Here is a 22,382-nt window from a genome sequence, read left to right as displayed (position 1 = left end):
TATTAATCTTGTTTGCCGAAGCTTTTACTGACACGGAGCGGCCGACAACTCTTTAGAGGTAGTGCGCCCGGGATCGGCTGCAAAACCATTGCTCGCCTTAATCTGGAGCTGCACATGCTCTGCTTGCGCAACAACTTCCTGCTTATTGCACCGGATCGACACTGATGCTGAATTGGCTGCGCAGCTCCCTGCCCGCTCGCGCCGGGCTCGCGGTGATCCTGATCGCCGTGCTGGCGCTCGCCAGCTCGATGAGCGCCGGGCTGATCGCCTGGTTCAGCCAGGGCGACGCGGCCGCGATCAACACCGCCGGCTCCGTGCGCATGGAGACCTACCACCTGAGCTGGAAGCTGGCCTCGGGGGCAACCGCCGAAGAAATCGCCAGCGTCACCCAGAGTTTGCAGCAGCGACTCAACAGCCAGTCGCTCAAGGCGGTGCTGGAAGACGGCCCGAACACCTCGCTGCAGGCCAGCTACCAGCACATCCAGCAGCGCTGGAACGATGATTTGCGCCCGGCGCTGGAGCGCGGCGATTCGGCGCTGTTTCAGGCCAGAGCCCTGCCCTTCGTCGAACAACTGAACCAGTTCGTCAGCCTGTTGCAGCAACAAAGCGAACACAAACAAGGCTGGCAGCAGGCGATCCAGGGCATGGCCCTGTTCACCACCATGATCATTCTGCTGATCGGCTTGTACGAGTTGCAGAACGGCGTGGTCATGCCCCTGAAAGAGTTGGTGGATGCCACCCAGCGCTTTCGTGTTGGCGATTTCAAAGTGCGGGTCAACCATCGTTCGCAAGATGAGCTGGGGCAGCTGGCGCTGAGTTTTAACGCCATGGCCGAGACGATCGAAGACTCGCACCGCACCCTCGAGAGTCAGGTTCAGCAAAAGACCCTGAACCTGCAACAGGCCAATGCCGCCCTTGAGCTGCTGTATCAAAGCAGCCGCAGCCTGGCCACCCGCCTGGCCAATGCCGAAGGGCTGGACGAGTTGATCCGGCGCTTCCAGCAGCGCCTGCCGGGCCTGCGCCTGTTACTGTGCCTGCAAGGACAACTGCAGGCCCCGGCCCAGCAATTGCTCTCCCTGCATGGCGAGAACAGCCGCGAGGTCTGCGCCAGCAGCGAATGCGCTACTTGCGAGAAGCACCACAAAGCCAGCCCGCAAACCTTCAGCATCAGCAATCAGGGCAATGAACTGGGTGAGCTCAAGGCGCATTTTGTCGACGGTCATCAGGCGCAAACCTGGGAAACCGAACTGATCCAGGCGTTGGCCAACCTGATCGGCACCTCGCTCTCGCTCAAGCGCCAGCGCGAACAGGATCATCGTCTGCTGCTGCTTGAAGAGCGCACCATCATCGCCCGGGAACTGCACGACTCACTGGCCCAGGCGCTGTCTTACATGAAGCTGCAAGTCAGCCGCATGCAGACCCTGATGCGCCGTGGCGAACCGGTGGAAACCCTGGAAACCGTCACCGCCGAACTGCGCGAAGGGCTGAACAATGCCTACCGCCAATTGCGTGAACTGCTGACCACCTTTCGCCTGCAGATTCACGACGCGGGGCTGGTGCAGGAGCTCAAGGACACCGCCCAGGAGTTCTCCCGCCGGGGCGATTTCCAGGTGCACCTGCACGTCGATACGCTGGCCTTCGAGCTGTCGGCCAGCGAGCAAATCCATATTCTGCAAATCACCCGCGAGGCGCTCTCCAATTGCCTGCGCCACGCCCATGCGCAAAACGCCTGGCTGCAACTGCGTCAGGACGGCGAAACCGTCAGGCTCTCGATCGAAGATGACGGCCGGGGATTTGGCGGCGATGTCGACCAACGCGAACACCATGGCTTGAACATCATGAGTGAGCGTGCTCGCAGCCTGCGTGGGCAGCTGCAGATAGTTTCCCGGACGCCCCAGGGCACCCTCGTCCAACTGGAATTTCAGCCGGAGTTTCTCGGCCAGCAAACACAAGGTAGCGTGTCATGACCACTCCCCTGCAACACAGAATCCTGCTGGTAGACGATCATCCGATGATGCGTCACGGCATCCGCCAGATGCTCGAACTGGAAGAGGATTTCCTGATCGTCGGTGAAGCCGGTAACGGCGAAGAAGCACTGAGCCTCATCGAACCGCTGCAGCCGGACCTGGTGCTGCTCGATAACAACATGCCGCAGATGAATGGCCTGGAAACCCTGCGCCACTTGCGAGCCATGAACTACCGGGGAAAAGTGCTGCTGTTCACCGTGTCGGACGCCGAAGACGATATTCGCGATGCGCTGCGTCTGGACGCCGACGGCTATCTGCTCAAGGACATGGAGCCCGAATTGTTGATTCAGTACATCCACGATGCCCTGAACGGCGCACTGGTGATCAGCCCCGGCCTGACCCAGGTCATGGCCCAGGCCCTGCGTTCGCCGCCACGGCTGGCGGTGGTCGAACTGACCGAGCGCGAGCGCCAGGTGCTGAAAACCATTGCCAGCGGTTTCAGCAACAAAGTCATCGGGCACAAGCTCGGTATCACCGAAGGCACGGTCAAGGTTCATGTGAAAAACCTGCTGCACAAACTCGGTTTGCGTTCACGGGTAGAGGCTGCAGTGTGGGCCATGGAGCATCTGCGCAGTGCGAACTGACAGGCATCCCTCTTTCGAGGTAGACCGGCGGAGGCATAGGCCTCGCGGTCCGCACTCTCTACTATGATCGTCAGCGGAGGTACGCCATGCTGACCCACCCTTCCATCGTTTTAATCTTGCGCCGGCACCACCTGTTCAGCCAATTGCCGGAAAAGGTCTTCCAGGACGTCTGCGCCCTGGCCAATCTGAAGCGCCTGAGCTGTCACGCCACACTCATGCATCAAGGCGATCCGGCCAAGCGTTTTTTCCTGCTGGTCAGCGGTCAGATCAAGCTGCACCGGGTCACCGGTGAAGGCCAGGAAAATCTGGTGGAGATCATCCACGCCGGACAAACCTTCGCCGAAGCCTTGCTGTTCAGTCAGGCCCGGCTCTACCCGGTGAGTGCCACGGCGCTGAAGGACAGTGTGCTGGTCAGTATCGAAGGCGCTCACTACCGCAGCGCCCTGGAGGACCAGCCGAAAATCTGCCTGGCGATCCTCGCGAGCATGAGCATTCACTTGCACCAGCGACTCAAGGACATCGATACCCTGACCCTCGCCAACGCCAGCCGCCGGGTCATCAACTTCCTGTTCCAGGAACGCGATCCCGTCAGCGGGCATATTGTCCTGCAGGTATCCAAACGCCTGGTCGCCTCGAAACTGGGGATTCAGCCGGAAACCTTCTCGCGGATATTGCATCGCCTGGTCGAAGGCGGCCTGATCGCGATGGAGCGGCGCAATATCAGCATCCTCGCCGAAGAGGACCTGGCCGCTTACCAGCAGTAGCCGGGCGACCTACAGCCTTGACCATGGTCAAGGCGCGATGCAGCCAGCCACGCACACTGACAGAGTCCGCTCTGTGGAGAACCCTCATGTCCGATTCGAACCTGCCTCTGGTCTACTCCTGTTCCGGTTGCTCGAACGTCGCGCAGCTGGCCAACACCCTGGCCCTGCGCCTGGATCGCGCCGGTCTGGCGGAAATGTCATGCATCGTCGGGGTCGGCGGGCATGTTGCATCGCTGGTCAATAAAGCGCGCTCGGGACGCCTGATCCTCGCGCTGGACGGCTGCCCGCTGCAGTGCGTCGAAGGCTGTCTGAACCAGCACGACCTGCACGCCGATGTACACCTGATTCTGAGCGAGCATGGACTGCGCAAGCGCTATGGCGAGGACTGCAGCGAGGAGCAGAGTGATGAGTTGTTTGAAGAGGTCAGGCGGTTGATTGGTGGGGAGGATCTGGAGGAGGAACAGCAAGCTGTTTATGCCGCTTCGACACAGGCCTGAGCTTGGCATGAATACTGTGCCGGCCGCCAAAAGATCGCAGCCTTCGGCAGCTCCTACACCGATCCGGTTCACCCCCAATATTGCGGGTGCTCACCGTACTGTAGGAGCTGCCGGAGGCTGCGATCTTTTGATCTTAATAGGGCTACCCCGCCGCCAACCCCTTCCCCGCCCGCTCCAGATTACGCCACAGCCAAACAGGCAATACATCCGGATCAAGGCTGTCGATCAGATTCTTCAACCCCAGCCCCAGCTCAGTATCACCCTCGATCACCAGACGCCGACGAAAAAACAGCGTATCGGGATCTTCCTGGCGACTGGCCAGAAGCAAAAACTCCCGCCAATTGCCGCTGATAGTCACCTGCGCCTGAGCATGCTCGGCGATCTGCAAACCGTTATGCCCCAGAGTCAGATACCAGGACAGGCCCAGGTCGGGAATCCGCAGGCACAGCCAGCGCCCGCGCAACAGCTCGAAGCCGCCATCACGCAACGGCTCGGCGAGGCAGCGATTGAGCCCCTGCTGCAATGCCAGGCGCTGCACCGCAAAGGGTACCCGGCGTACCAGCGGCAACAGCCGGTCGGCACCTTTCAACAGCCATTTTTTTCGGTTCAACACAGGCCGACCTCCTCGACTCGCAGCATGCCGGCCTGGCCATGCCAGTAACCATTGCAACCTTCGACGAACAGCGGCGGCGTCTCGCCCAGACGCACCCGTTGAAACGCCGCGACCACCTCGGCCATGCCCTGGGCACGCGGACTCAGGCGCAAAATATCGGCACCGCAGGCCACCAGCCCGGAATAATCCGCCAGCAGATTGGTCACCTCGGCGGACATCGTCTGGATGCCGTTCAAGGTGAACAGTGGCTGGCCTTCCTGACTGGTCAGGGCCATGCCGTCGGGGTAGTTGATGCAGCAAAACTGACAGTCATCCTTCGGCCGGTTTTCCGCCCGGGCGGTGAAGCAGCGCGCAGAATAGGCCAGGGGCAAATGCCCATAAGCAAAAATCTCGACCTCCGGCACCGTACGACCCAGTTCGCGCACCTGCTCGATCACATCGGCAATCAGCGCCGCCGAACATTCCACCGGCGGCACCCAGCGAGTCATTCCACTGTCCATCAACTGGCTCAGCGAGTGACCGTTGTACAAATTCAATGCCGGGCCACCGACAAAAGGCAATTTACGTTCGGCCATCAGCTGCACCGCGCCCATGTCGTTGGCCTCCACCAGCAACTGGCCGTTGTCACACAGACGGCGCAGGCTGGAGAGTTCGGACGCCGCTTCGATCAGTGTCAGGCTGGAAAGCACCAGCTGCGCCTGACTGCACTGTTGCAGCTCGCGACCCAGGCCAAGCCACTGATCCAGGGAAAACGCCCGGCGTTTCGAGCACACGGTCTCCCCCAGATAAATCACATCCAGGGGCAAGGCCGACATCTCGGCGTAAAAGTTGCTGAGTTGCTGTTTGTCCCAGTAAAACAGGACCGGTCCCAGACTGAGCTTCATGTCCCGTCCCTCATTGCCATGATCGATGATAAGCACCCAGAGTGGTCTGGCTGCCTTCGGACAAGCCGGCCAGCACTTGACGCCATTCATCCTTGACCCGAAAACTGCCGGGCGAGCCGCGATGGGCATCCAGGGCGGCGCGCCAGACGCGGGTGACTTGTTCCACATAGGCCGGGCTGCGCTGGCGACCCTCGATTTTCACTGCTGCGACGCCGATCGCCGCCAGTTCCGGCAGCAGGTCCAGGGTGTCGAGGCTGGTGGGTTCTTCCAGTGCATGAAAGCGCTTGCCATCGACCAGGAAACGACCCTTGCACAGGGTCGGATACCCGGCCGGTTCGTCCGGGGTGTAGCGGTCGATCAGCACCTCACTGAGGCGCGCAGTCAAACCTTGAGCGTCCTCGCTCCAGCGCACCGCCTTGGCCGGCGAACAGACGCCACAGAGGTTCGGCGATTCGCCGGTGATGTAGGAGGAAAGATGGCAACGCCCTTCGGCCATGATGCACAAGCTGCCGAAGCCGAAGACTTCAATCGGTACCGGGCTGCTGGCGGCGACATGGCGCACCTGGGCCAACGACAGCACCCGCGGCAACACGGCGCGGCGAATACCGTAGCGCTGCGCATAGAAACCCAACGCCGCGGCATGGGTCGCCGAGCCCTGGACAGACAAGTGCAAGGCCAGTTTCGGGAATCGCTGACTGGCGTAGTTGAGCACTCCAGGGTCGGCGGCGATCAGCGCATCAACACCGAAATCGGCGGCGCGATCGACCGCTCGTTGCCAGCGCTCCCAGCCTTTGGGCTGAGGGTAGGTGTTGACTGCGACATAGAGTTTGCGTTGATGTTGGCGAATGAACGCGACTGCGGCGTCGAACTGTTTGTCGTCCATATTCAACCCGGCGAAATGCCGGGCATTGGTGTCATCACGAAAACCGACGTAGACGGCATCGGCGCCTTGGCGTACTGCCGCCTTGAGCGCAGGCAGGTTCCCTGCCGGGCAGACCAGTTGCATGGGTAATCCTCATCAAAGAACTCGTCTCGACCATCGGTAGACAGCTGTCGCGCACGAGCGAAAATCCGCTGCCAGTCTAGCGAGACGGACAGCCACGACCTTGACGGCAATCAATTGCGCTCAATGCATCAACTCGGCAAAGGACAGGAACCTGACCTTGTCGTGCTGGAGCACTCGCTGCTCGCACTCGACCACCGCAAGCCCGTCGGCCCAGCAGGCGGCGGTCAACATCGCCGAGCTTTGCTGAGGGTGCAGCTCCACGCGCAATTGCCCGTCGGCGCCCGGGCTCAGTCTGGCTCGCAGGTACTGCCGACGCTTGTTGCGCTGCAGCCAGTCGAACCCCGCCGGCACGGTCAATGGCACCGGCAGCACCTCTTCAACCCCCTGGGCCCTGAGCAGGAACGGACGCACCACCACCAGGGCGGTGACCAGCGCCGCCGACGGATTGCCCGGCATGCCGATCCAGGGTTTGCCGACCACCTCGCCAAAGGCCAGGGGTTTGCCCGGCTGGATCGCCAGCCGCCAGAAGTCCAGGCTACCGAGTTCCTCGATCGCCTGTTTGAGATGGTCTTCCTCGCCCACCGATACGCCGCCGGAGGTCAGCAGCAAATCACATTCAGAAGAGGCCAGGGTCAAGGCATCGCGGCTGGCCGCCAATTCATCGGCCATGACCCCGTAGTCATGCACCTCGACGCCCCAGCCGCGCAACAATGCGGCGAGACAGTAACGATTGCTGTTGTAAATCTGCCCCGGCGCCAATGGCTCGCCCGGCTCACGCAATTCATCGCCACTGCTGAGCAGGCACACCCGCAGCGCTCGATAGACCTCGACCTGCGCCACCCCTGCCCCGGCCAGTAGCCCTAGTTCCTGTGCGCGCAAGCGCTTGCCGGCCTTGAGCAGCAGATGCCCGCGACGGACCTCTTCGCCCTCCTTGCGCACATGCTCGCCAACGCTTGCCGGCGGACACCAGACGCGTTCGCCCTCGACCCGGCAACGCTCTTGCGGGACCATGGTATCGGCACCCGGTGGCAGCGGCGCGCCAGTAAAGATTCGCACCGACTGCTGCGCCTGCAACGCTAAAACTTCGCCATCCCCCGCGGCAATCCGCCCCACCACCGACAGATAACCTCCCGCCTGGGGTAGATCAGCCGCCTTGAATGCGTAGCCGTCCATGGCACTGTTGTCCCATGCCGGCAGGTTTACCGGCGAATGAATGTCCGCCGCCAGCACCCGTCCCAGGCATTGCTCCAGGGGGATTTTTTGCACTGGAGGAGGTGGTGGTGCCTGCTCCAGCAGCCGGGCAATGGCTTCGTCTACCGGCATCAGTTTGCCGCTGTCGCACACAGGGACGCTCATGAGCGTGCCTCGCAGGCGTCGATGACCTGCTGCGCCTGCGGCTTCAAATGCGGAGCGAAATTGCACGGGCCGGTGCGACTGTCCAGCTGTTCCAGGAGGATCTTGTTCCAGGCGGTTCGGCATGCGCCTGGCGAGCCCGGCACGCAGCACACCAGCACGCCGTTACTCATACCGGCCAGTGCCCGGGACTGGAGGCTGGACATGCCGATTTCCGCCAGGGAGACCTGGCGGAACAGTTCGCCAAAACCTTCGACATGCTTGTCCAGCAACGGCAGGACCGCTTGCGGGGTATTGTCGCGAGAGGTGAAACCGGTGCCGCCGGTCATCAACACGACTTGCACCTGAGGGTCGGCGATCCAGTGGGAGAGTTTTGCGCGGATCTGATAAATATCGTCCTTGACCAGATCACGATCGATCAGCACATGCCCTGCGGTTTGCAGCAGGTCTGTCAGCGTCTGTCCGGAAGTATCGGTATCGACAGTACGCGTATCGCTGATGGTCAGCACGGCGATGTTCAGAGGTTGAAAATTGCGTTGCGCAAGATGGGCCATATCCAAGCCTTCCTGTTGATAAGGGTATGGCCCAGCGTGAACCGGAATGTGGATGGAGCCTATTCCTCCGAGGAGGTACCTCCACCGGGGCAATAGGTTGATGTGTAGGAGCGAGCTTGCTCGCGATGGACTCAAGGGCGGCGCGTTTATTCAGAAAACACGCGTTATCGTTGACGTCCATCGCGAGCAAGCTCGCTCCTACATAGGGCAAGCCCATAAGGTTTTTATCCTCAAGGCGCCAACCGATTACGCTGCCACCCCCCCTTGCTCAACCGGTAATCAAAACGATCATGCAAGCGGTCGGGGCGCCCTTGCCAGAACTCCAGTCGTTCCGGACGCAAACAGTAGCCACCCCAGTCCTCCGGGCGCGGCAGGGTCTGGCCGACGAAGCGTTGCCCGGTTGCCGTCAGCAAGGATTCCAGCTCTGCGCGGCTGGCCACCGGGCGGCTTTGCGGCGAAGCCCAGGCGCCGAGGCGACTGGCCAGGGGGCGGGAGTTGAAGTATTCATCCGAGAGCTGTGGGTCGAGCCTGGACACCTGGCCCTCGATACGCACCTGACGTTCCAGGGCCGGCCAGAAAAAGGTCATGGCCGCATGGGGATTGCCGGCCATGTCTTGCCCTTTGTCACTCTGGTAATTACAAAAAAAAGTGAAGCCTTCATCGCTCAAGCCCTTGAGTAGCAGGATCCGGCAATGGGGGTGCCCCTGGCTGTCGACTGTCGCCAGCGCCATGCTGTTGGCCTCGACCGGCGCGCTCTCGGTGTCGCGGGCCAGTTGCAGCCACTGGCGGAACAAGGCCAGTGGATCGTCCAGCGTCAAATCATCCTGCAAGCCATCCAGGGTGTAATTGCGGCGCATATCAGCCAGGGAAAGGGGCATGGCGGTGATCTCCGGTAGGTACACCTCAGTGTGCGAGCCACTGCGCGACGCCACCTTGACCAACATCAACTCGCAGCTTAATGATGCGCCGTCTACCCGCTATTTGAGCCGCAGGCGTCGGGCCAGTTTGTGCAGGTTGCTTGGATCGATTTCCAGCAGCCGCGCGGCGCTGGCCCAGTTCTCTCCGGACAGGCTCAAGGCGTGGAGGATTTTCTTGCGCTGGTAATCGTCGACGGCTTCGCCCAAGGGCTGGAACGGCAGGTCAGAGACTTCGTCCATTGGCAGTTCGGCAATCAGACCCGGCGCACCGATCGCGCTGTCGAGATCCAGCAGCTCAGCCTCGAGGGTCATGATCTGGCTGCGACTGGTGCCGCGGCTCAGCTGCTTCAACGCAGCTCGACTGATCACATGTTCCAGTTCCCGCACATTGCCCGGCCAGGCATAACCCAGCAGCGCCCGCTCGGCCGCCGGCGACAGGCGCAAACCGCGCAGACCGAGGCGCGCCCGATTGAGTTCAAGGAAGTGCCCGGCGAGCATCAACACATCATTGCCGCGCTCGCGCAGGGGCGGAATCGGCACCGGATACACCGAGAGACGGTGATACAGGTCGGCGCGAAACAGGCCGTCGCGGATGCTGTCCGGCAGATGGCGGTTGGTCGCGGCAATGATTCGCACATCGACATGCAACGGTTTGTCGGCACCCAGGCGCTGGATCTCACCGTTTTGCAGGGTGCGCAGCAATTTGGCCTGCACCGCCAGCGGCAGCTCGCCGACCTCGTCGAGAAACAGCGTGCCGCCATTGGCCGCGTCGAAACGTCCGGCACGATCGCTGGTGGCTCCGGAGAATGCTCCTTTGACGTGCCCGAACAACTCGCTCTCCGCCAGCGACTCCGGCAAGGCGGCGCAGTTGACGTGCACCAGGGGCTTGTGACGACGCCGCGAAAGACGGTGCAAGCGCCGGGCGAACAGTTCTTTGCCGACCCCGGTCTCACCCAGCAGCAATACCGGCAGCTCGGAGTCGGCCAACACCTCCAGCTCATTGAGTAACTGGTGCAGCACCTCGCTCTGACCGAGAATCTCGCCTTCTTCCGCCGGCATCCGCACGTCCTGAGTATCGCTGCGGGACAAGCGCAGACTGCGGTTCTCCTGTTCGAGCCGGGTCACCCGCACGGCGGCCTCGATCTGCAAGGTACAACGCTTGAGCTCTTCGCGCGCATGGCTGTCGAAGGTCCCGGCATGCAGCGCGTCAAGTGTGATCGCCCCCCAGATCCGCCCTTCCACATACAGGCTCACGCCCATGCAGTCATGCACCGGCAGCGGTTCGCCGACATGGCTGTCGAGCAAGCCGTCATAGGGATCCGGCAGGCGGCTGTCGGGTTCGAACCAGGTCGGCTCGCGCGAGGCCATGATCGCCGCCAGTCGCGGGTGCTGGGCGATGACAAAGCGCCGTCCCAGCGCTTCGTGAACCAGTCCCACCGTCGCCACCGGCCGCAGGCTGTCGTCATTCAGGCGCAGCAATCCCACCGCGCCACTGTTGAAGTATTCGCGCAGGGTCTGGACCAGACGTTGCAATCGCACCGCATTGGGCAGCTCGACGATCAAGTCGGCGGCCAGGCTTTCACGCAGCATGGTAGTAATTACCCTCTATGGTTGTATTCACCCTAAGCTGTCAGGGTCATCATCACCACAACAATAAATTAATCGAACATTTTCAATAGCTTAAATATGGCATGCGGGATGCAATAGGACCGGGGAACCTGTGAAATATAAAAGGAACCCCGATGAGCCTGAACCTTCTGGAACAAAGTCTCGGCCAATTGGCCTGCGACATCCCCGGCGCCACCCGGACTTTTCACGCATTCAATCTGGACTTCTGTTGCGGCGGGCAGAAAAGCCTGCGCGAAGCCGCTCTTGGCAAAGGCCTCGATCCGCTGCTGATTGCCGATGCCCTGCACGCCCTGCAAGACGCCGGTGAAACCCAGCACGACTGGCGCAACGAACCCGAAGAGCTGCTGATTGCCCACCTCCTGGCGCGCTACCACGCCCGTCACCGCGAGCAGCTGCCGGAACTGATCCGTCTGGCCCGCCGTGTCGAGCAGGTGCATGGTGCGCGCGACAGCTGCCCCAATGGCCTGGCCGACCACCTGCAGGACATGCAGCAGGAACTCGAAGGCCACATGCTCAAGGAAGAACAAGTGCTCTTCCCGATGATTCAACAGGGCATGGGCCCGCAGGCCTCGCCACCGATCCGGGTGCTGCGTTTTGAACATGATCAACATGGCGAAGCCCTGGAGAGACTGCTCGCCCTGACCAACAACATCACCCCGCCTGTCGATGCCTGCAACACTTGGCGCGCGCTCTACCGTGGGTTGCTGGAGTTCCGCGACGATCTGATGCAGCACATCCATCTGGAAAACAACGTACTGTTCGTCAAGGCCATCAGCCCTCGCGATTGATCGCTTGGCGGTCACTCAAAACCCGCGTCAGCCAACCGGTTGACGCGGGTTTTTTATGGAGCTGGACGAACCGGGTGTCAGCCGTGCCAATAAAACATGGCCTTGGCCAGGATCACGATTACCAGCATGTGCCCAAGGATGCTGCGGCGAATCCAGGTGGCGCGGGTCGGGGTCAGCCGTGCGTTTGTGAGCAGGTACGCCAGCAACAGGTAATGGCCGATGATGCTCAAGGCCAGAACGATCTTCAGGCTCAATAGCGTGCCGAAACTGCTCGCCAGTGGCTGACTCAAGGCTGCGCGGTGCTGCCACGCCAGGCCAATGCCGGCGCCGTACAACAGCAACACCACGCCATGCAGTACCTTGCGCGAGCGCACCGCTATCGCCTGATCCGCCGGCAGTTGCGCAGCTTGTGCCAGTTGCTGGCGCGCGGAGTGCCAGATGAACACTTCGAAAAACAGCGTGCCGATAAAGGCGATCGCAGCCAGCAAGTGAGTGACCAGCAAAATGGGATAGATCACCGGCAGCCTCCGTTAATTCGCCTGCTCATCCTGGATGGCCGTCAACCCGGCTTCGCAGCAACATCGGCCCGTAGCGCCAGACATACAGGGCGAACGCCACCGCCCAGCACCCAGCGGCCAGCCACAACCCAAGGGCCGGCAAGAACATGACCAGCAGCACCCGGCTCAGACACGCCAGGTTCAGCAGGATGAACGCCAGGGTCATCCCCGGCGGTGGTTCCAGCGGACGGCCGGTATGGCCCAGGCTGACCCGGGCGATCATCGCCAGAATCAAGCCGCCCATGGCCCCGATCGTCAGGCTATGCACCGCCAGACTGGGATTCAGCGGCACACCGAAATGCCACAGCGCCATGCCCAGGCAGGCCACGGCCAACCAGCCATAGGCCAGGTGCAGCGACCACAGCAACGGCACTCGCCAGAGCGCCCGATCATGCCAGCGAACCAGGCGCACCAGATGCCCCGCCGCCAACACAGCGAACAACAGGCCGACCACTAAATTGGGGGAAAGCGCGGGGCCTGCGGCATACAACAGTGCCACCAGCGCCGAGCCCACCAGCAGCAGGCTATCCAGCCAGGGCCAGGGCGCTACGCTATCGACCCGGCCGAGGCCGCGCTGGGTGAAAAACGGTATGACCCGCCCGCCGATCAAGCCCATCATCGCCGCCGCCAGCCAGATGCCGGTCAATACGCTTTGACGCTGCCAGGCTTCATTGCCTGGAAGCAGGCCATACACCGACAAGCCGTCAGCTACGGCCAGCAGCAGCAACACCGCGACAATCGGGTAGTTACGTTTCTGCCGCACCTTCCACAGGGTGAAGCCCATGAGCCCTGCCACCGCCAGCGGAAACGCCAATTCCAGAACCGCCAGCAGCGGCCACGGCGCATTCGCCAGCCAGGCCAGACGCGCGCCCAGCCACAGCAACGCCAGCACCGCCAGCGGCTTGCCGCTGATGCCGGGGCGTCCGCTCCAGGTCTGTACGGCGGTCAGCAAGAAGCCGGCGATAATTGCCAGGGCAAAGCCGAACAACAGCTCATGCCGATGCCAGGCCAGCCATCCGCCTGCCGGTTGCCAGCCAGTGATCGCGCCACTGAAGGCCGCCACCCAGAGTGGTACAGCCAGCAACGCCAAGAGGCAGCCCGCCAGGAAAAACGGCCGAAAGGCCAGACGTAACAGCGGCATAATCGCCATCGCGGTACGGCGGTCAAGTACTTGCATAAAACCACTCCTTTACCTTGCTGCCGGAGGATAAATCCCGGTCCGATCATCGGGTATTACCGATGCATTGCATTTGTCACAGATCAAGCTTGCAGACGGCCTTGGGTTAACTTGGCTGTCGGTAGTCGAACTATGGTGTGCAAGGGGCGTGCCCTGATGCCGATTTAGGATCAAGCGCTGAATTTTTGGTGAGGTCTCTGCAGGAGCGAGCTTGCTCGCGATGGACTCAAGGGCGGCGCGTTTATTCAGACAACACGCGTTATCGTTAACGTCCATCGCGAGCAAGCTCGCTCCTACAAAGGGTTTGCCCCCTCACCACAAGATGTGATCCAGCAGGGTACAAATGACCATTCAGTGGTTATTTGTACCCCAATCCCGCTGGTCTTTATTACCACTCCCTCCCACAACCCCCGCAAATACAGCCCTCCAGGCATGGCCCGAGTCTTGCTCCTCCATCAGCACTCTTATCGCCAATTTCGATCCCTCGCTAACCCGGAGTCGTCATGAAAAAAGTCATCCAGCCCCTGGCATGGTTTGTAGTGTTAACCTCAATAGTGGCCGTGGCCAGTGGCGTCTCTCTAGGACTCGTTTGACTGTTTAGCCGATCCCCTCCCCAGCCATCAGGATGAATTTTTATGGTGTTTCATCGCGTCCATCACCAGATTCTGCGCAGTCATCATTTATTCGAGCCGCTGAATGAAGAGCAACTCGATGAGTTGATGAGTACCAGTCACTTGCTGAGCATCGACAAGGGCGTGCCGCTGTTCCGCCAGGGCGAACCAGCCGACTCGTTCTATTTCGTGATAGCCGGTGCGGTGAAGATTTACCGGCTGACGCCCGACGGCCAGGAAAAGGTCTTTGAAGTCATCGGCGATCGGCAAACCTTCGCCGAGGCGATGATGCTGATGGACACCCCCAACTATGTGGCGTCGGCCGAAGCGATCTGTCCGACTCAGCTCTACCGGATATCCAACAACACTTACATGCGCCTGCTGCAGAGCAATAGTCGACTGACTTTCGCCCTGCTCGGCAAGCTGTGCGTGCGCCTGCATCAGCGGGTCAACGAGATCGAAACCCTGTCGCTGAAAAACGCCACCCACCGGGTCGTGCGTTATCTGCTGACGCAGTTGGTGCGTCAGCAAACCGTTGACAGCCAGTTCGAACTGCCAATGGCCAAGCAATTGATTGCCGGGCATCTGTCGATCCAGCCGGAGACGCTCTCGCGGATCATCCGTCGCTTGATCGATGAAAAAATCATCACTCAGGACGGCCGCCAGATCACCATTCTTGATCGCCTGCGGCTGGAACAGTTCGAGTGAGCGTCATGCCCATCTGCCTGTATTGCCAACACGCCAACCCTTCCCTGCAAGCCGAATGCAGCCAGTGCGGCATGCCCCTGCCGACACTGGCTCAACACGCCGAAGAACGCCGGCTGCGCCGATTCAAGTGGTTCTGCGTCGGCCTGTCGATCTTCTGCTTCGCGATGTTCTTCTGGTTGCCGCGCAGCATCTCCTGAGCGGCACCCCCTCCCTTCAAACCCGAAACATGGCCCCCCCTTGCGGGGAGCTCCTTCAAGGCTGAGTCAACTGGCGGTATAACTGCGGCAAGCGCAGGGGTAGTTGATCCGGCTGGCGGATCAGGGTGTAGCCATTGGCTCCGAACATATACGGCAGGTAATCACCGGCCTCGCGATCAATGGTGATACAGAACGGCGTCAACCCCTGGCGACGTGCCTCCAATACCGCTTCACGGGTGTCTTCCACACCGTAGCGTCCCTCATACAGATCCAGGTCGTTGGGCTTGCCGTCGGTCAGCAGCAGCAACAGCTTGCGCCGCCGCTTGCAACCGCTCAGCAGGTGCGTGGCCTGGCGAATGGCGGCGCCCATACGGGTGTAGTAACCCGGCTTCAGTCCCTGAATACGTCCTCGGGTCGTGTCGTCATAGCGCTGGCTGAAGGACTTCAATTCCTGCATGCGCACCTGGTGGCGGCGCAGCGAGGAGAAGCCGTACAGGGCGAAATCATCGCCCAGCATCGACAGCGTTTCGCCGAACAGCAGCAGGCTGTCGCTGATCACGTCGATCACTCGATGCTCGTCGTCGATATGGGCGTCGGTCGACATCGAAAGGTCCGCCAGCAACAGGCACGCCAGGTCGCGATGGGTCTGGCGCTGCTCCATGAACAGACCGCGTTCGGCGCACTGGCCGTGCTGGCGTTCAACGTGAAAATCCAGCCAGGCTTGCATGTCCAGCTCTGACCCCTGGGGTTGCTGACGCAACCATTGGCGATCGTTGCGCAGGTGCTCGAACTGACGCCGCAAACGGTGCGCTGAAGCCTTCAGCCTTGGTGGCAGCGGCTTCGGCTCGCTATCGCGCGGCACCATCATTTGCAGGTTGACGAAAGCCTCCTGCATGGTCTGTTTGCGATAGTCCCACTCCGGCAACTTGAGGCCCTCGCCCAGGGGAATATCGTCGACATCGGCCGGCGGCAAATCCAGGTGCAGCTTCAGGCCACCACCCTTGCGCAGGCGAGTGCGCGACAGGGTCAATTCGTCCAGGTCGTCGGCGACTCGCGCGGCGTCCGGGTCTTCACTGTCATCCGTCCAGCGATCCAGATCGACGTGTTCGGTCCAGCTGAAGAGGTTCTCCAGCCGCACTATCAGCAGTCCACCTTTACTGGTGCTTTCATCGATCCGCTTGGCGCGCTTGCGCCCGCCTTTCTGCTCGCCGGGGGGTGTGGCCAGATGATCTTCCGAATCTTGCGACTCTTCGAGATCCCCGGCCTGGGGGCTGGCGAGGTGTAGCGGCGGATACAACCACAGCGGCAGCGGCCAGGCCGCCCGTTCGCTGCGGGGAAAATGCTCGACACTGCCGGGCTCGCGCAGGGCCTGGCGCAACGCCCGTTCCAGCGCCGCTTCACCGCCACTCAATGAGGCCGGATCCGGGCGTAACTGCAGATGGGCATCGACCAGCCGCTCGTAACGCGAACGCAACGCCGGATAACGTTGCAAGAGCATTTGGGTCCAGCGCTGATTGTCCCGGCCCCAGTGGCGCATCTGCCCGGCCTGGGCTGCCAGCAGCGCCAGCCAGCGATACAGCTCTTGATTCAAGGTGGCATCCGGGTAGACCGCGAGGCTCGATGGCAGGCGAAGGTTATTCTCGTCACACCAGGCCAACGGCACTTGTTTGCAGGTCCCGGCGATCTGCTGCAGCATGTTGCGGCGCAGTAACAGATCGCGATCGCTGGCGGCTTCCACGCCGACTCCGCTGGCGCCGCCCATGGCGCGAAACAACAGCGCCAGCGGTCGCTGCTGGTTGATCAGTTCGACCCGGGCCTCGGGAAAGTCCGGGCTGGCGCGGCGGGTGATAAAGCGATGCCAGACACTGCCGACCCACTCTTCCAGTTCGACGGTAAAGGCCATGGTTTTTTTCCTCTGAAAACCAATGTAAAACGGCCCGCTGTACCAGCCGGGCCGTCCTCCTCTAGAGTGTTTCCTGACTCACGAGCGAACGGCGGAGGCGCTCGCATCAGCGATCGTCACAGGCACACGCCGCTTGAAGCTGAACAGGTAGCAGATCAGCCCTGCGAAGAAACCGAGACCGGCGCCCAGACGGGCCCAGAACAGCACTTGCAGATGATCGACAGTGGCCATGAACGGCAACGCAACCCCATCGACCGGCCAGCGTTGCAGGTAGATCTGCACGACACCAGCGGCGGTAAGCAACAGCGTGATCATCACCATCGACAGGGTCATCAACCAGAAGCCCCAGATCTCGAGTTGCTGCGAACGCTCGTCCGCTGCCTCGCCGAGCCCGCGCAGTTTCGGCATGGCGTAGCTGATCAAGGTCATCACGATCATCGCGTAAGCACCGTAGAAGGCCAGGTGACCGTGAGCCGCCGTCAACTGCGAACCATGGGTGTAGTAGTTGACCGGTGCCAGGGTATGCAGGAAGCCCCAGACGCCAGCGCCGAAGAACGCCGTAACTGTGGTGCCCTTGGCCCACAGCGTGGCCGCGCGGTTCGGATGGTCCCGGCGACGATTTTTCACCATGCTGAAGGCGAATATCACCATGGCCAGGAAGGGCAGCGGCTCCAGTGCCGAGAAGATCGAACCGACCCACAACCAGACCTCAGGCGCACCGATCCAGAAGAAGTGGTGACCGGTACCGATGATCCCCGTTATCAGCGCCATGGCGATGATCACGTAGAGCCATTTTTCCACGACCTCCCGGTCCACACCGGTGATCTTGATCAGTACGAAGGCCAGCATCGAACCCATGATCAGTTCCCACACGCCTTCTACCCAAAGATGCACCACCCACCACCAGTAGAACTTGTCGCGGGCGAGGTTGCCGGGGTTGTAGAAGGAGAACAGGAAGAACACCGCGAGTCCGATCAGCCCGGTCATCATGACCATGCTGACGGTGGTCTTGCGACCTTTGAGCAGCGTCATGCCGATGTTGTAGAGGAAGCCGAGGCAGACCACCACAATGCCCATCTTGGAGATGGTCGGCTGCTCCAGGAACTCCCGACCCATGGTCGGCAGCAGCTCATTATGAGTCATCTTCGCCAGGCCCGCATAAGGCACCAGCAGATAACCGAGAATCGTCAGCACACCAGCGGCGGCGAATACCCAGAACAGGATGATCGCCAGCTTCGGACTGTGCAGTTCGCGGTCGGCCTCTTCCGGAATCAGGTAGTAGGCAGCACCCATGAAGCCGAACAATATCCAGACGATCAGCAGGTTGGTATGCACCATCCGCGCCACGTTGAAGGGGATGATCGGGAACAGAAAGTCCCCTATCACGTATTGCAGGCCCATGATCAAACCGAACAGTATCTGGCCGAGAAACAGCATCAGGGCAAACACGAAGTAGGGTTTGGCGACGGCTTGCGAGGCGAATTTCAGATGCGGATTAGCAATGCTCATCACTCAGCCCTCCTTGTTTGGCGGCCAGCCATTGGTATTGATGTTCGACGTCCATTTGAGGAACTCGGCGATGTCATTCACCTCCTGTTCGCTCAGATTGAATTGCGGCATCGCGCGCCGGCCTGGTATGCCCAGTGGCTGCATTTTCATCCAGGCATGCAGGAAAGGTTTGAAACCCTCTTCCCCGCCGCGCCGTTTGAACACGTTGCCCAGCTCAGGCGCAAAGTACGCACCCTCGCCCAGTAGTGTGTGGCAGCCGATACAGTTGTTGTGCTCCCAGACCGTCTTGCCGCGAATCACTGATTCGCTCAATAGCGTTTCATTGCTGCGTTCCGGAAAGGTCTTCTCGGTGTGATAGGTCAAGGCCAGGAATATCAGGAAGAAGAACACGCTTCCTCCGAAGTAAATATTCCTGGCCATACCTTTAGTGAAGGTCTCTGACATGGTCGCTTCCTCATTGCTTGGCCTGTCCATTCTAGGAAGCGAAGGGTCGAAACCTGCTTGATGGCGATCAAGAAACGCCGATGGTTTTAGTCGGGTATAAATTTCGGGGGGGATCAAATGCGGGGGCGGGCAAGCTCCTACAGAGATGCCAACGTCACCCCCACCACCACCGCCAAAGCCACCGCCCAGCTCAACATCAACCGGCGCCACAAACGCGGGGCGTGGCGCATTTCCATGAAGCCATCGGCGATCAGCCAGGCCTTGCCGACGGCCACCAGCAAAATGGTAATGGACAACAGCATGGTGCCGCCGGCATTCCCCAGCAGCACGGTGCAGACGCTTAACGCGGCCAGCGCCGCCCAGCAGGCGAGCAGAACCCTGGAAACGGACATGAGCAACCTCGTTAATTCAGAACGTAGACCAGCGGAAACAGCACCACCCAGATCAGATCGACCATGTGCCAATAGAGCACGCCGGATTCCAGTCCGCTGCGGTTCTCGGCGCTGTACAGGCGACGCCGGCAGCGCAGCGCCAGCCAGCCGAGAATGAACATCCCGAGCAGGACGTGAAGAAAGTGAAAACCGGTGAGGATCCAGTACAGGGAGAAAAAGGTGTTGTGCTCCATGTCCAGGCCGCTGGCAACCAGATGCACGTATTCAGTGAGCTTCAACACCACGTAGACACTGGCGGCCAGCAAGGCCGCCAGCAAATACCAGGCGCCGTGGCGGGCCCGGGATTGCCTGACCTGTTCCTGGGCCAGCGCGGCGAATAGCCCGGCCGTCAGCAGACTCAAGGTCATCTCCAGCCCGGTGGAGCTGTCGAGCAGCTGCCGGCTCTCGCTGAACATCTGCGGGTACAGCGCCTGGGTCACCGCGAAGGCGAGGATCAGGATCGCGAACACTGATAGTTCGGCGAGGATGAAAAACCACATCGCCAGATCGCCCGGCAAATGACCGGGCGAAGCAACCCTGACTTCAGCTGAAGTGGACATCGACCACATCCATCAGCGCCGCAACGGTCAGCGGATCATCAGTCAAGGGTTCGGCCAGACAAGCCATGCAGGCCTCACGCGGGTTCATTCCGGAGCGAATCATTCGTGCAGTGAAAATCAGCAAGCGAGTCGATGCGACCTCTTCCAGATCATGTTGATCCAGGCGCCGCAGGGCTTGTCCGAGCCTGACCACTTGAGCTGCCAGCGCGAGGTCCACCTGGGCCTCTCTGGCGACAATGCGCTCTTCATCGGCCACTGGTGGATAGCCGAAACGCATGGCCACGAAACGCTGGCGAGTACTGGGTTTGAGGCCCTTGAGCAGGTTCTGGTAACCGGGGTTATAGGACACCACCAACATGAACGACGGCGGTGCCTGCAGCACTTCACCGGTACGTTCCAGATACAGCTCGCGACGATCATCGGCCAGCGGATGCAGGACCACCGCGGTGTCCTGGCGCGCTTCGACCACTTCGTCGAGGTAACAGATCCCGCCTTCACGCACCGCGCGGGTCAACGGCCCGTCCTGCCACCAGGTGCCCTGGGCACCGATCAGATGGCGGCCGATCAGGTCGGCGGCGCTCAGGTCGTCGTGGCAGGCCACGGTATACAGCGGCAGTTTCAGCCGATGGGCCATGTGCTGGACGAAACGGGTCTTGCCGCAGCCGGTAGGCCCTTTGATCAGCACTGGCATGCCGTGGCGCCAGGCTTGCTCGAACAGCGCCTCTTCATTGTTCAGCGGTTGGTAGAAAGGTTCGCGGGAATGATTACGGTCCATTGGGATACCTGGTTCAACAGCGGGAATGCAGACCACGCTACGGGTGCCTGCGACAACCTGGCAAGGGGGATGGCCGGCAAACTTGATCGCCGTCAAGCGGTATTGGCCGGCTCGGGCATAGCCTTGCACCGCACTAAGAACCTGCGCTCTGTACTGCCGTTTCAGTACATCTCAAAGGTCTTGCCTGAGGAGAAATGGAATGCTGATCAGCAATAGAAAAACGTTTGCTCTGACCATCGCCACCCTATGTTCGGCACTGGCTCTGGCGGTGAGTCATGCCGCCAGAGCCGAGGATCCTGCCGCTGCTGCAGCCACCCCAGCCATGGTCAAAACCGCGGGAGCGCCCGACATGGGCCAGGCCGAGTTCGACTCATCCAAGGAAATCTATTTCCAGCGTTGCGCCGGCTGTCACGGCGTACTGCGCAAGGGCGCCACTGGCAAGCCGCTGACCCCGGACATCACGCAAGGCCGCGGCCAGCCTTATCTGGAAGCCTTGATCACGTATGGCTCGGCGGCCGGTATGCCGAACTGGGGCACATCCAATATTCTGACCAAGGATCAGATCACCTCGATGGCCAAGTTCGTTCAGCACACTCCGCCGACGCCACCGGAATGGGGCATGGCCGAGACGCTGAAAACCTGGAAAGTGGTGATCAAACCCGAGGACCGGCCGAAGAAACAGCTGAGCAAACTCAATCTGCAAAACCTGTTTTCGGTGACCCTGCGCGATGACGGCAAGATTGCCCTGATCGACGGCGACAGCAAGAAAATCGTCAAACTCATCGACACCGGTTACGCGGTGCACATCTCCCGGATTTCTGCCTCCGGTCGCTACCTGCTAGTCATCGGTCGAGACGCCAAGATCGACATGATCGACCTGTGGCCGCTGGAGCCGACCAAGGTCGCGGAGATCAAGGTGGGCATCGAAGCCCGCTCGGTAGAAACCTCCAAGTTCAAGGGCTACGAAGACAAGTACACCATCGCCGGGTCGTACTGGCCGCCGCAGTTCACCATCATGGATGGCGAAACCCTCGAGCCCAAGCAGATCGTCTCGACTCGCGGGATGACCGTCGACAAGCAGGACTACCATCCCGAACCCCGGGTCGCGGCGATCATCGCCTCCCACGAATGGCCGGAGTTCATCGTCAACGTCAAGGAAACCGGCAAGGTCATGCTGGTCAATTACCAGGACATCAAAAACCTTACCGTTACTTACATCGATGCCGCGCCATTCCTGCATGACGGCGGCTGGGACAGTACCCACCGCTACTTCATGACCGCCGCCAACAACTCCAACAAAGTCGCAGTGATCGACTCCAAGGAGCGCAAATTGACCGCGTTGGTCGAGGTCGGAAAAACCCCTCACCCGGGTCGCGGCGCCAACTTCACTCACCCTAAATACGGTCCGGTCTGGGCTACCAGCCACCTGGGCGATGCCGGCATTTCGCTGATCGGCACCGACCCGGTGAAACATGCGCAATACGCCTGGAAACAGGTCGACTCGCTCAAGGGTCAGGGCGGCGGTTCACTGTTTATCAAAACCCATCCCAAGTCCCGTCACCTGTACGTCGACACCACCCTCAACCCGGACGCCAAGCTCAGCCAGTCGGTAGCGGTGTTCGACATCGACAAGCTCGACGCCGGTTACACCGTACTGCCGATCGCCGAGTACGCCGGAATCAAGAAAGGCGCGATGCGCGTCGTGCAGCCGGAATACAACAAAGCGGGCGATGAAGTCTGGTTCTCCGTCTGGAGCGGCCAGGAAGAAGAGTCGGCACTGGTAGTGATCGACGACAAGACCCTCAAGCTCAAATCGGTCATCAAGGACAAACGGCTGATTACCCCGACAGGGAAGTTCAACGTTTACAACACGCAACACGATATCTATTGAGCT

General features: G+C 60.8%; 23 protein-coding genes. 8 read left to right on the top strand and 15 right to left on the bottom strand.

Annotation, left to right across the window (positions count from 1 at the left end):
• Positions 1-164 precede the first annotated feature (164 nt).
• From ACA064_RS10460 to ACA064_RS10445, 4 genes are all read left to right on the top strand, one after another.
• Positions 165-1,967 carry a HAMP domain-containing protein gene (locus ACA064_RS10460; RefSeq protein ID WP_497673281.1) on the top strand — a complete coding sequence of 601 codons (1,803 nt, stop codon included), beginning with the start codon at positions 165-167 and terminating at the stop codon, positions 1,965-1,967.
• Positions 1,964-2,611: a two-component system response regulator NarL gene (gene narL, locus ACA064_RS10455; RefSeq protein WP_497673280.1), complete on the top strand. Its 648-nt coding sequence runs from the start codon at positions 1,964-1,966 to the stop codon at positions 2,609-2,611. Before ACA064_RS10460 ends, narL begins: the two co-directional genes overlap by 4 nt.
• An 86-nt stretch (positions 2,612-2,697) precedes the next feature.
• Positions 2,698-3,375 carry a Crp/Fnr family transcriptional regulator gene (locus ACA064_RS10450; protein ID WP_497673279.1) on the top strand — a complete coding sequence of 226 codons (678 nt, stop codon included), beginning with the start codon at positions 2,698-2,700 and terminating at the stop codon, positions 3,373-3,375.
• 86 nt (positions 3,376-3,461) lie between these two features.
• A complete protein-coding gene (locus ACA064_RS10445; RefSeq protein ID WP_497673278.1) occupies positions 3,462-3,872 on the top strand; it encodes a putative zinc-binding protein in 411 nt (136 codons plus the stop codon).
• Between the two features lie 142 nt (positions 3,873-4,014).
• Here ACA064_RS10445 and ubiT read toward each other — a convergent pair whose 3' ends face one another.
• The 7 genes from ubiT to norR all read right to left on the bottom strand — a co-directional run bounded on the left by ubiT (position 4,015) and on the right by norR (position 10,789).
• The gene (ubiT, locus tag ACA064_RS10440) at positions 4,015-4,485 is read right to left on the bottom strand and encodes a ubiquinone anaerobic biosynthesis accessory factor UbiT (RefSeq protein WP_497673277.1); all 471 of its coding nucleotides are present in this window, start codon (positions 4,483-4,485) and stop codon (positions 4,015-4,017) included.
• Positions 4,479-5,369, bottom strand: coding sequence for a U32 family peptidase (locus tag ACA064_RS10435; RefSeq protein WP_497673276.1), 891 nt, complete (start codon positions 5,367-5,369; stop codon positions 4,479-4,481). Before ACA064_RS10435 ends, ubiT begins: the two co-directional genes overlap by 7 nt.
• Positions 5,370-5,379: 10 nt before the next feature.
• Positions 5,380-6,375 (bottom strand): ubiquinone anaerobic biosynthesis protein UbiU, encoded by a 996-nt coding sequence (ubiU, locus tag ACA064_RS10430; protein WP_497673275.1) that lies wholly within the window; start codon positions 6,373-6,375, stop codon positions 5,380-5,382.
• Between the two features lie 120 nt (positions 6,376-6,495).
• The gene (locus ACA064_RS10425; RefSeq protein WP_497673274.1) at positions 6,496-7,731 is read right to left on the bottom strand and encodes a molybdopterin molybdotransferase MoeA; all 1,236 of its coding nucleotides are present in this window, start codon (positions 7,729-7,731) and stop codon (positions 6,496-6,498) included.
• Entirely contained in the window at positions 7,728-8,282 is a 555-nt protein-coding gene (moaB, locus tag ACA064_RS10420) for a molybdenum cofactor biosynthesis protein B (RefSeq protein ID WP_497673273.1), read from the bottom strand. The genes ACA064_RS10425 and moaB overlap by 4 nt, the downstream gene beginning before the upstream one ends.
• A 230-nt stretch (positions 8,283-8,512) precedes the next feature.
• A complete protein-coding gene (gene pdxH, locus ACA064_RS10415) occupies positions 8,513-9,160 on the bottom strand; it encodes a pyridoxamine 5'-phosphate oxidase (protein ID WP_497673272.1) in 648 nt (215 codons plus the stop codon).
• Between the two features lie 99 nt (positions 9,161-9,259).
• Positions 9,260-10,789 (bottom strand): nitric oxide reductase transcriptional regulator NorR, encoded by a 1,530-nt coding sequence (norR, locus tag ACA064_RS10410; protein ID WP_497673271.1) that lies wholly within the window; start codon positions 10,787-10,789, stop codon positions 9,260-9,262.
• A gap of 152 nt (positions 10,790-10,941) precedes the next feature.
• Between norR and ytfE the strand changes: the two genes are divergently transcribed.
• Positions 10,942-11,616, top strand: coding sequence for an iron-sulfur cluster repair protein YtfE (gene ytfE / locus ACA064_RS10405; RefSeq protein WP_497673270.1), 675 nt, complete (start codon positions 10,942-10,944; stop codon positions 11,614-11,616).
• A gap of 77 nt (positions 11,617-11,693) precedes the next feature.
• Here ytfE and ACA064_RS10400 read toward each other — a convergent pair whose 3' ends face one another.
• On the bottom strand, positions 11,694-12,131 hold the full coding sequence (locus ACA064_RS10400; RefSeq protein ID WP_497674214.1) for a hypothetical protein: 438 nt from the start codon (positions 12,129-12,131) through the stop codon (positions 11,694-11,696).
• Positions 12,132-12,159: 28 nt separating this feature from the next.
• Positions 12,160-13,350 carry an NnrS family protein gene (locus ACA064_RS10395; protein ID WP_497673269.1) on the bottom strand — a complete coding sequence of 397 codons (1,191 nt, stop codon included), beginning with the start codon at positions 13,348-13,350 and terminating at the stop codon, positions 12,160-12,162.
• Positions 13,351-13,985: 635 nt separating this feature from the next.
• Between ACA064_RS10395 and ACA064_RS10390 the strand changes: the two genes are divergently transcribed.
• A complete protein-coding gene (locus tag ACA064_RS10390; protein ID WP_497673268.1) occupies positions 13,986-14,669 on the top strand; it encodes a Crp/Fnr family transcriptional regulator in 684 nt (227 codons plus the stop codon).
• Positions 14,670-14,674: 5 nt separating this feature from the next.
• Positions 14,675-14,866, top strand: a complete 192-nt coding sequence (locus ACA064_RS10385; RefSeq protein ID WP_497674213.1) for a protein DnrP — start codon at positions 14,675-14,677, stop codon at positions 14,864-14,866.
• Positions 14,867-14,921: 55 nt separating this feature from the next.
• Here ACA064_RS10385 and ACA064_RS10380 read toward each other — a convergent pair whose 3' ends face one another.
• The 6 genes from ACA064_RS10380 to ACA064_RS10355 all read right to left on the bottom strand — a co-directional run bounded on the left by ACA064_RS10380 (position 14,922) and on the right by ACA064_RS10355 (position 20,488).
• Positions 14,922-16,769, bottom strand: a complete 1,848-nt coding sequence (locus tag ACA064_RS10380) for a nitric oxide reductase activation protein NorD (protein ID WP_497673267.1) — start codon at positions 16,767-16,769, stop codon at positions 14,922-14,924.
• A 78-nt stretch (positions 16,770-16,847) separates the two neighbouring features.
• The gene (locus ACA064_RS10375; protein ID WP_497673266.1) at positions 16,848-18,278 is read right to left on the bottom strand and encodes a cbb3-type cytochrome c oxidase subunit I; all 1,431 of its coding nucleotides are present in this window, start codon (positions 18,276-18,278) and stop codon (positions 16,848-16,850) included.
• Positions 18,279-18,281: 3 nt separating this feature from the next.
• A complete protein-coding gene (locus tag ACA064_RS10370) occupies positions 18,282-18,722 on the bottom strand; it encodes a c-type cytochrome (RefSeq protein ID WP_497673265.1) in 441 nt (146 codons plus the stop codon).
• A gap of 137 nt (positions 18,723-18,859) precedes the next feature.
• A complete protein-coding gene (locus ACA064_RS10365; protein ID WP_497673264.1) occupies positions 18,860-19,114 on the bottom strand; it encodes a cytochrome C oxidase subunit IV family protein in 255 nt (84 codons plus the stop codon).
• Between the two features lie 11 nt (positions 19,115-19,125).
• Positions 19,126-19,713 carry a cytochrome c oxidase subunit 3 gene (locus ACA064_RS10360; RefSeq protein ID WP_497673263.1) on the bottom strand — a complete coding sequence of 196 codons (588 nt, stop codon included), beginning with the start codon at positions 19,711-19,713 and terminating at the stop codon, positions 19,126-19,128.
• Positions 19,697-20,488 (bottom strand): CbbQ/NirQ/NorQ/GpvN family protein, encoded by a 792-nt coding sequence (locus tag ACA064_RS10355; protein ID WP_497673262.1) that lies wholly within the window; start codon positions 20,486-20,488, stop codon positions 19,697-19,699. The genes ACA064_RS10360 and ACA064_RS10355 overlap by 17 nt, the downstream gene beginning before the upstream one ends.
• A 199-nt stretch (positions 20,489-20,687) precedes the next feature.
• Between ACA064_RS10355 and ACA064_RS10350 the strand changes: the two genes are divergently transcribed.
• Complete coding sequence (locus ACA064_RS10350; RefSeq protein ID WP_497673261.1) at positions 20,688-22,379, top strand: cytochrome D1 domain-containing protein; 1,692 nt, start codon at positions 20,688-20,690, stop codon at positions 22,377-22,379.
• Positions 22,380-22,382: the final 3 nt, after the last annotated feature.

The sequence above is a fragment of the Pseudomonas sp. LBUM1658 genome, assembly GCF_059716055.1.
This window is presented reverse-complemented; position numbering and strand designations above follow the sequence as displayed.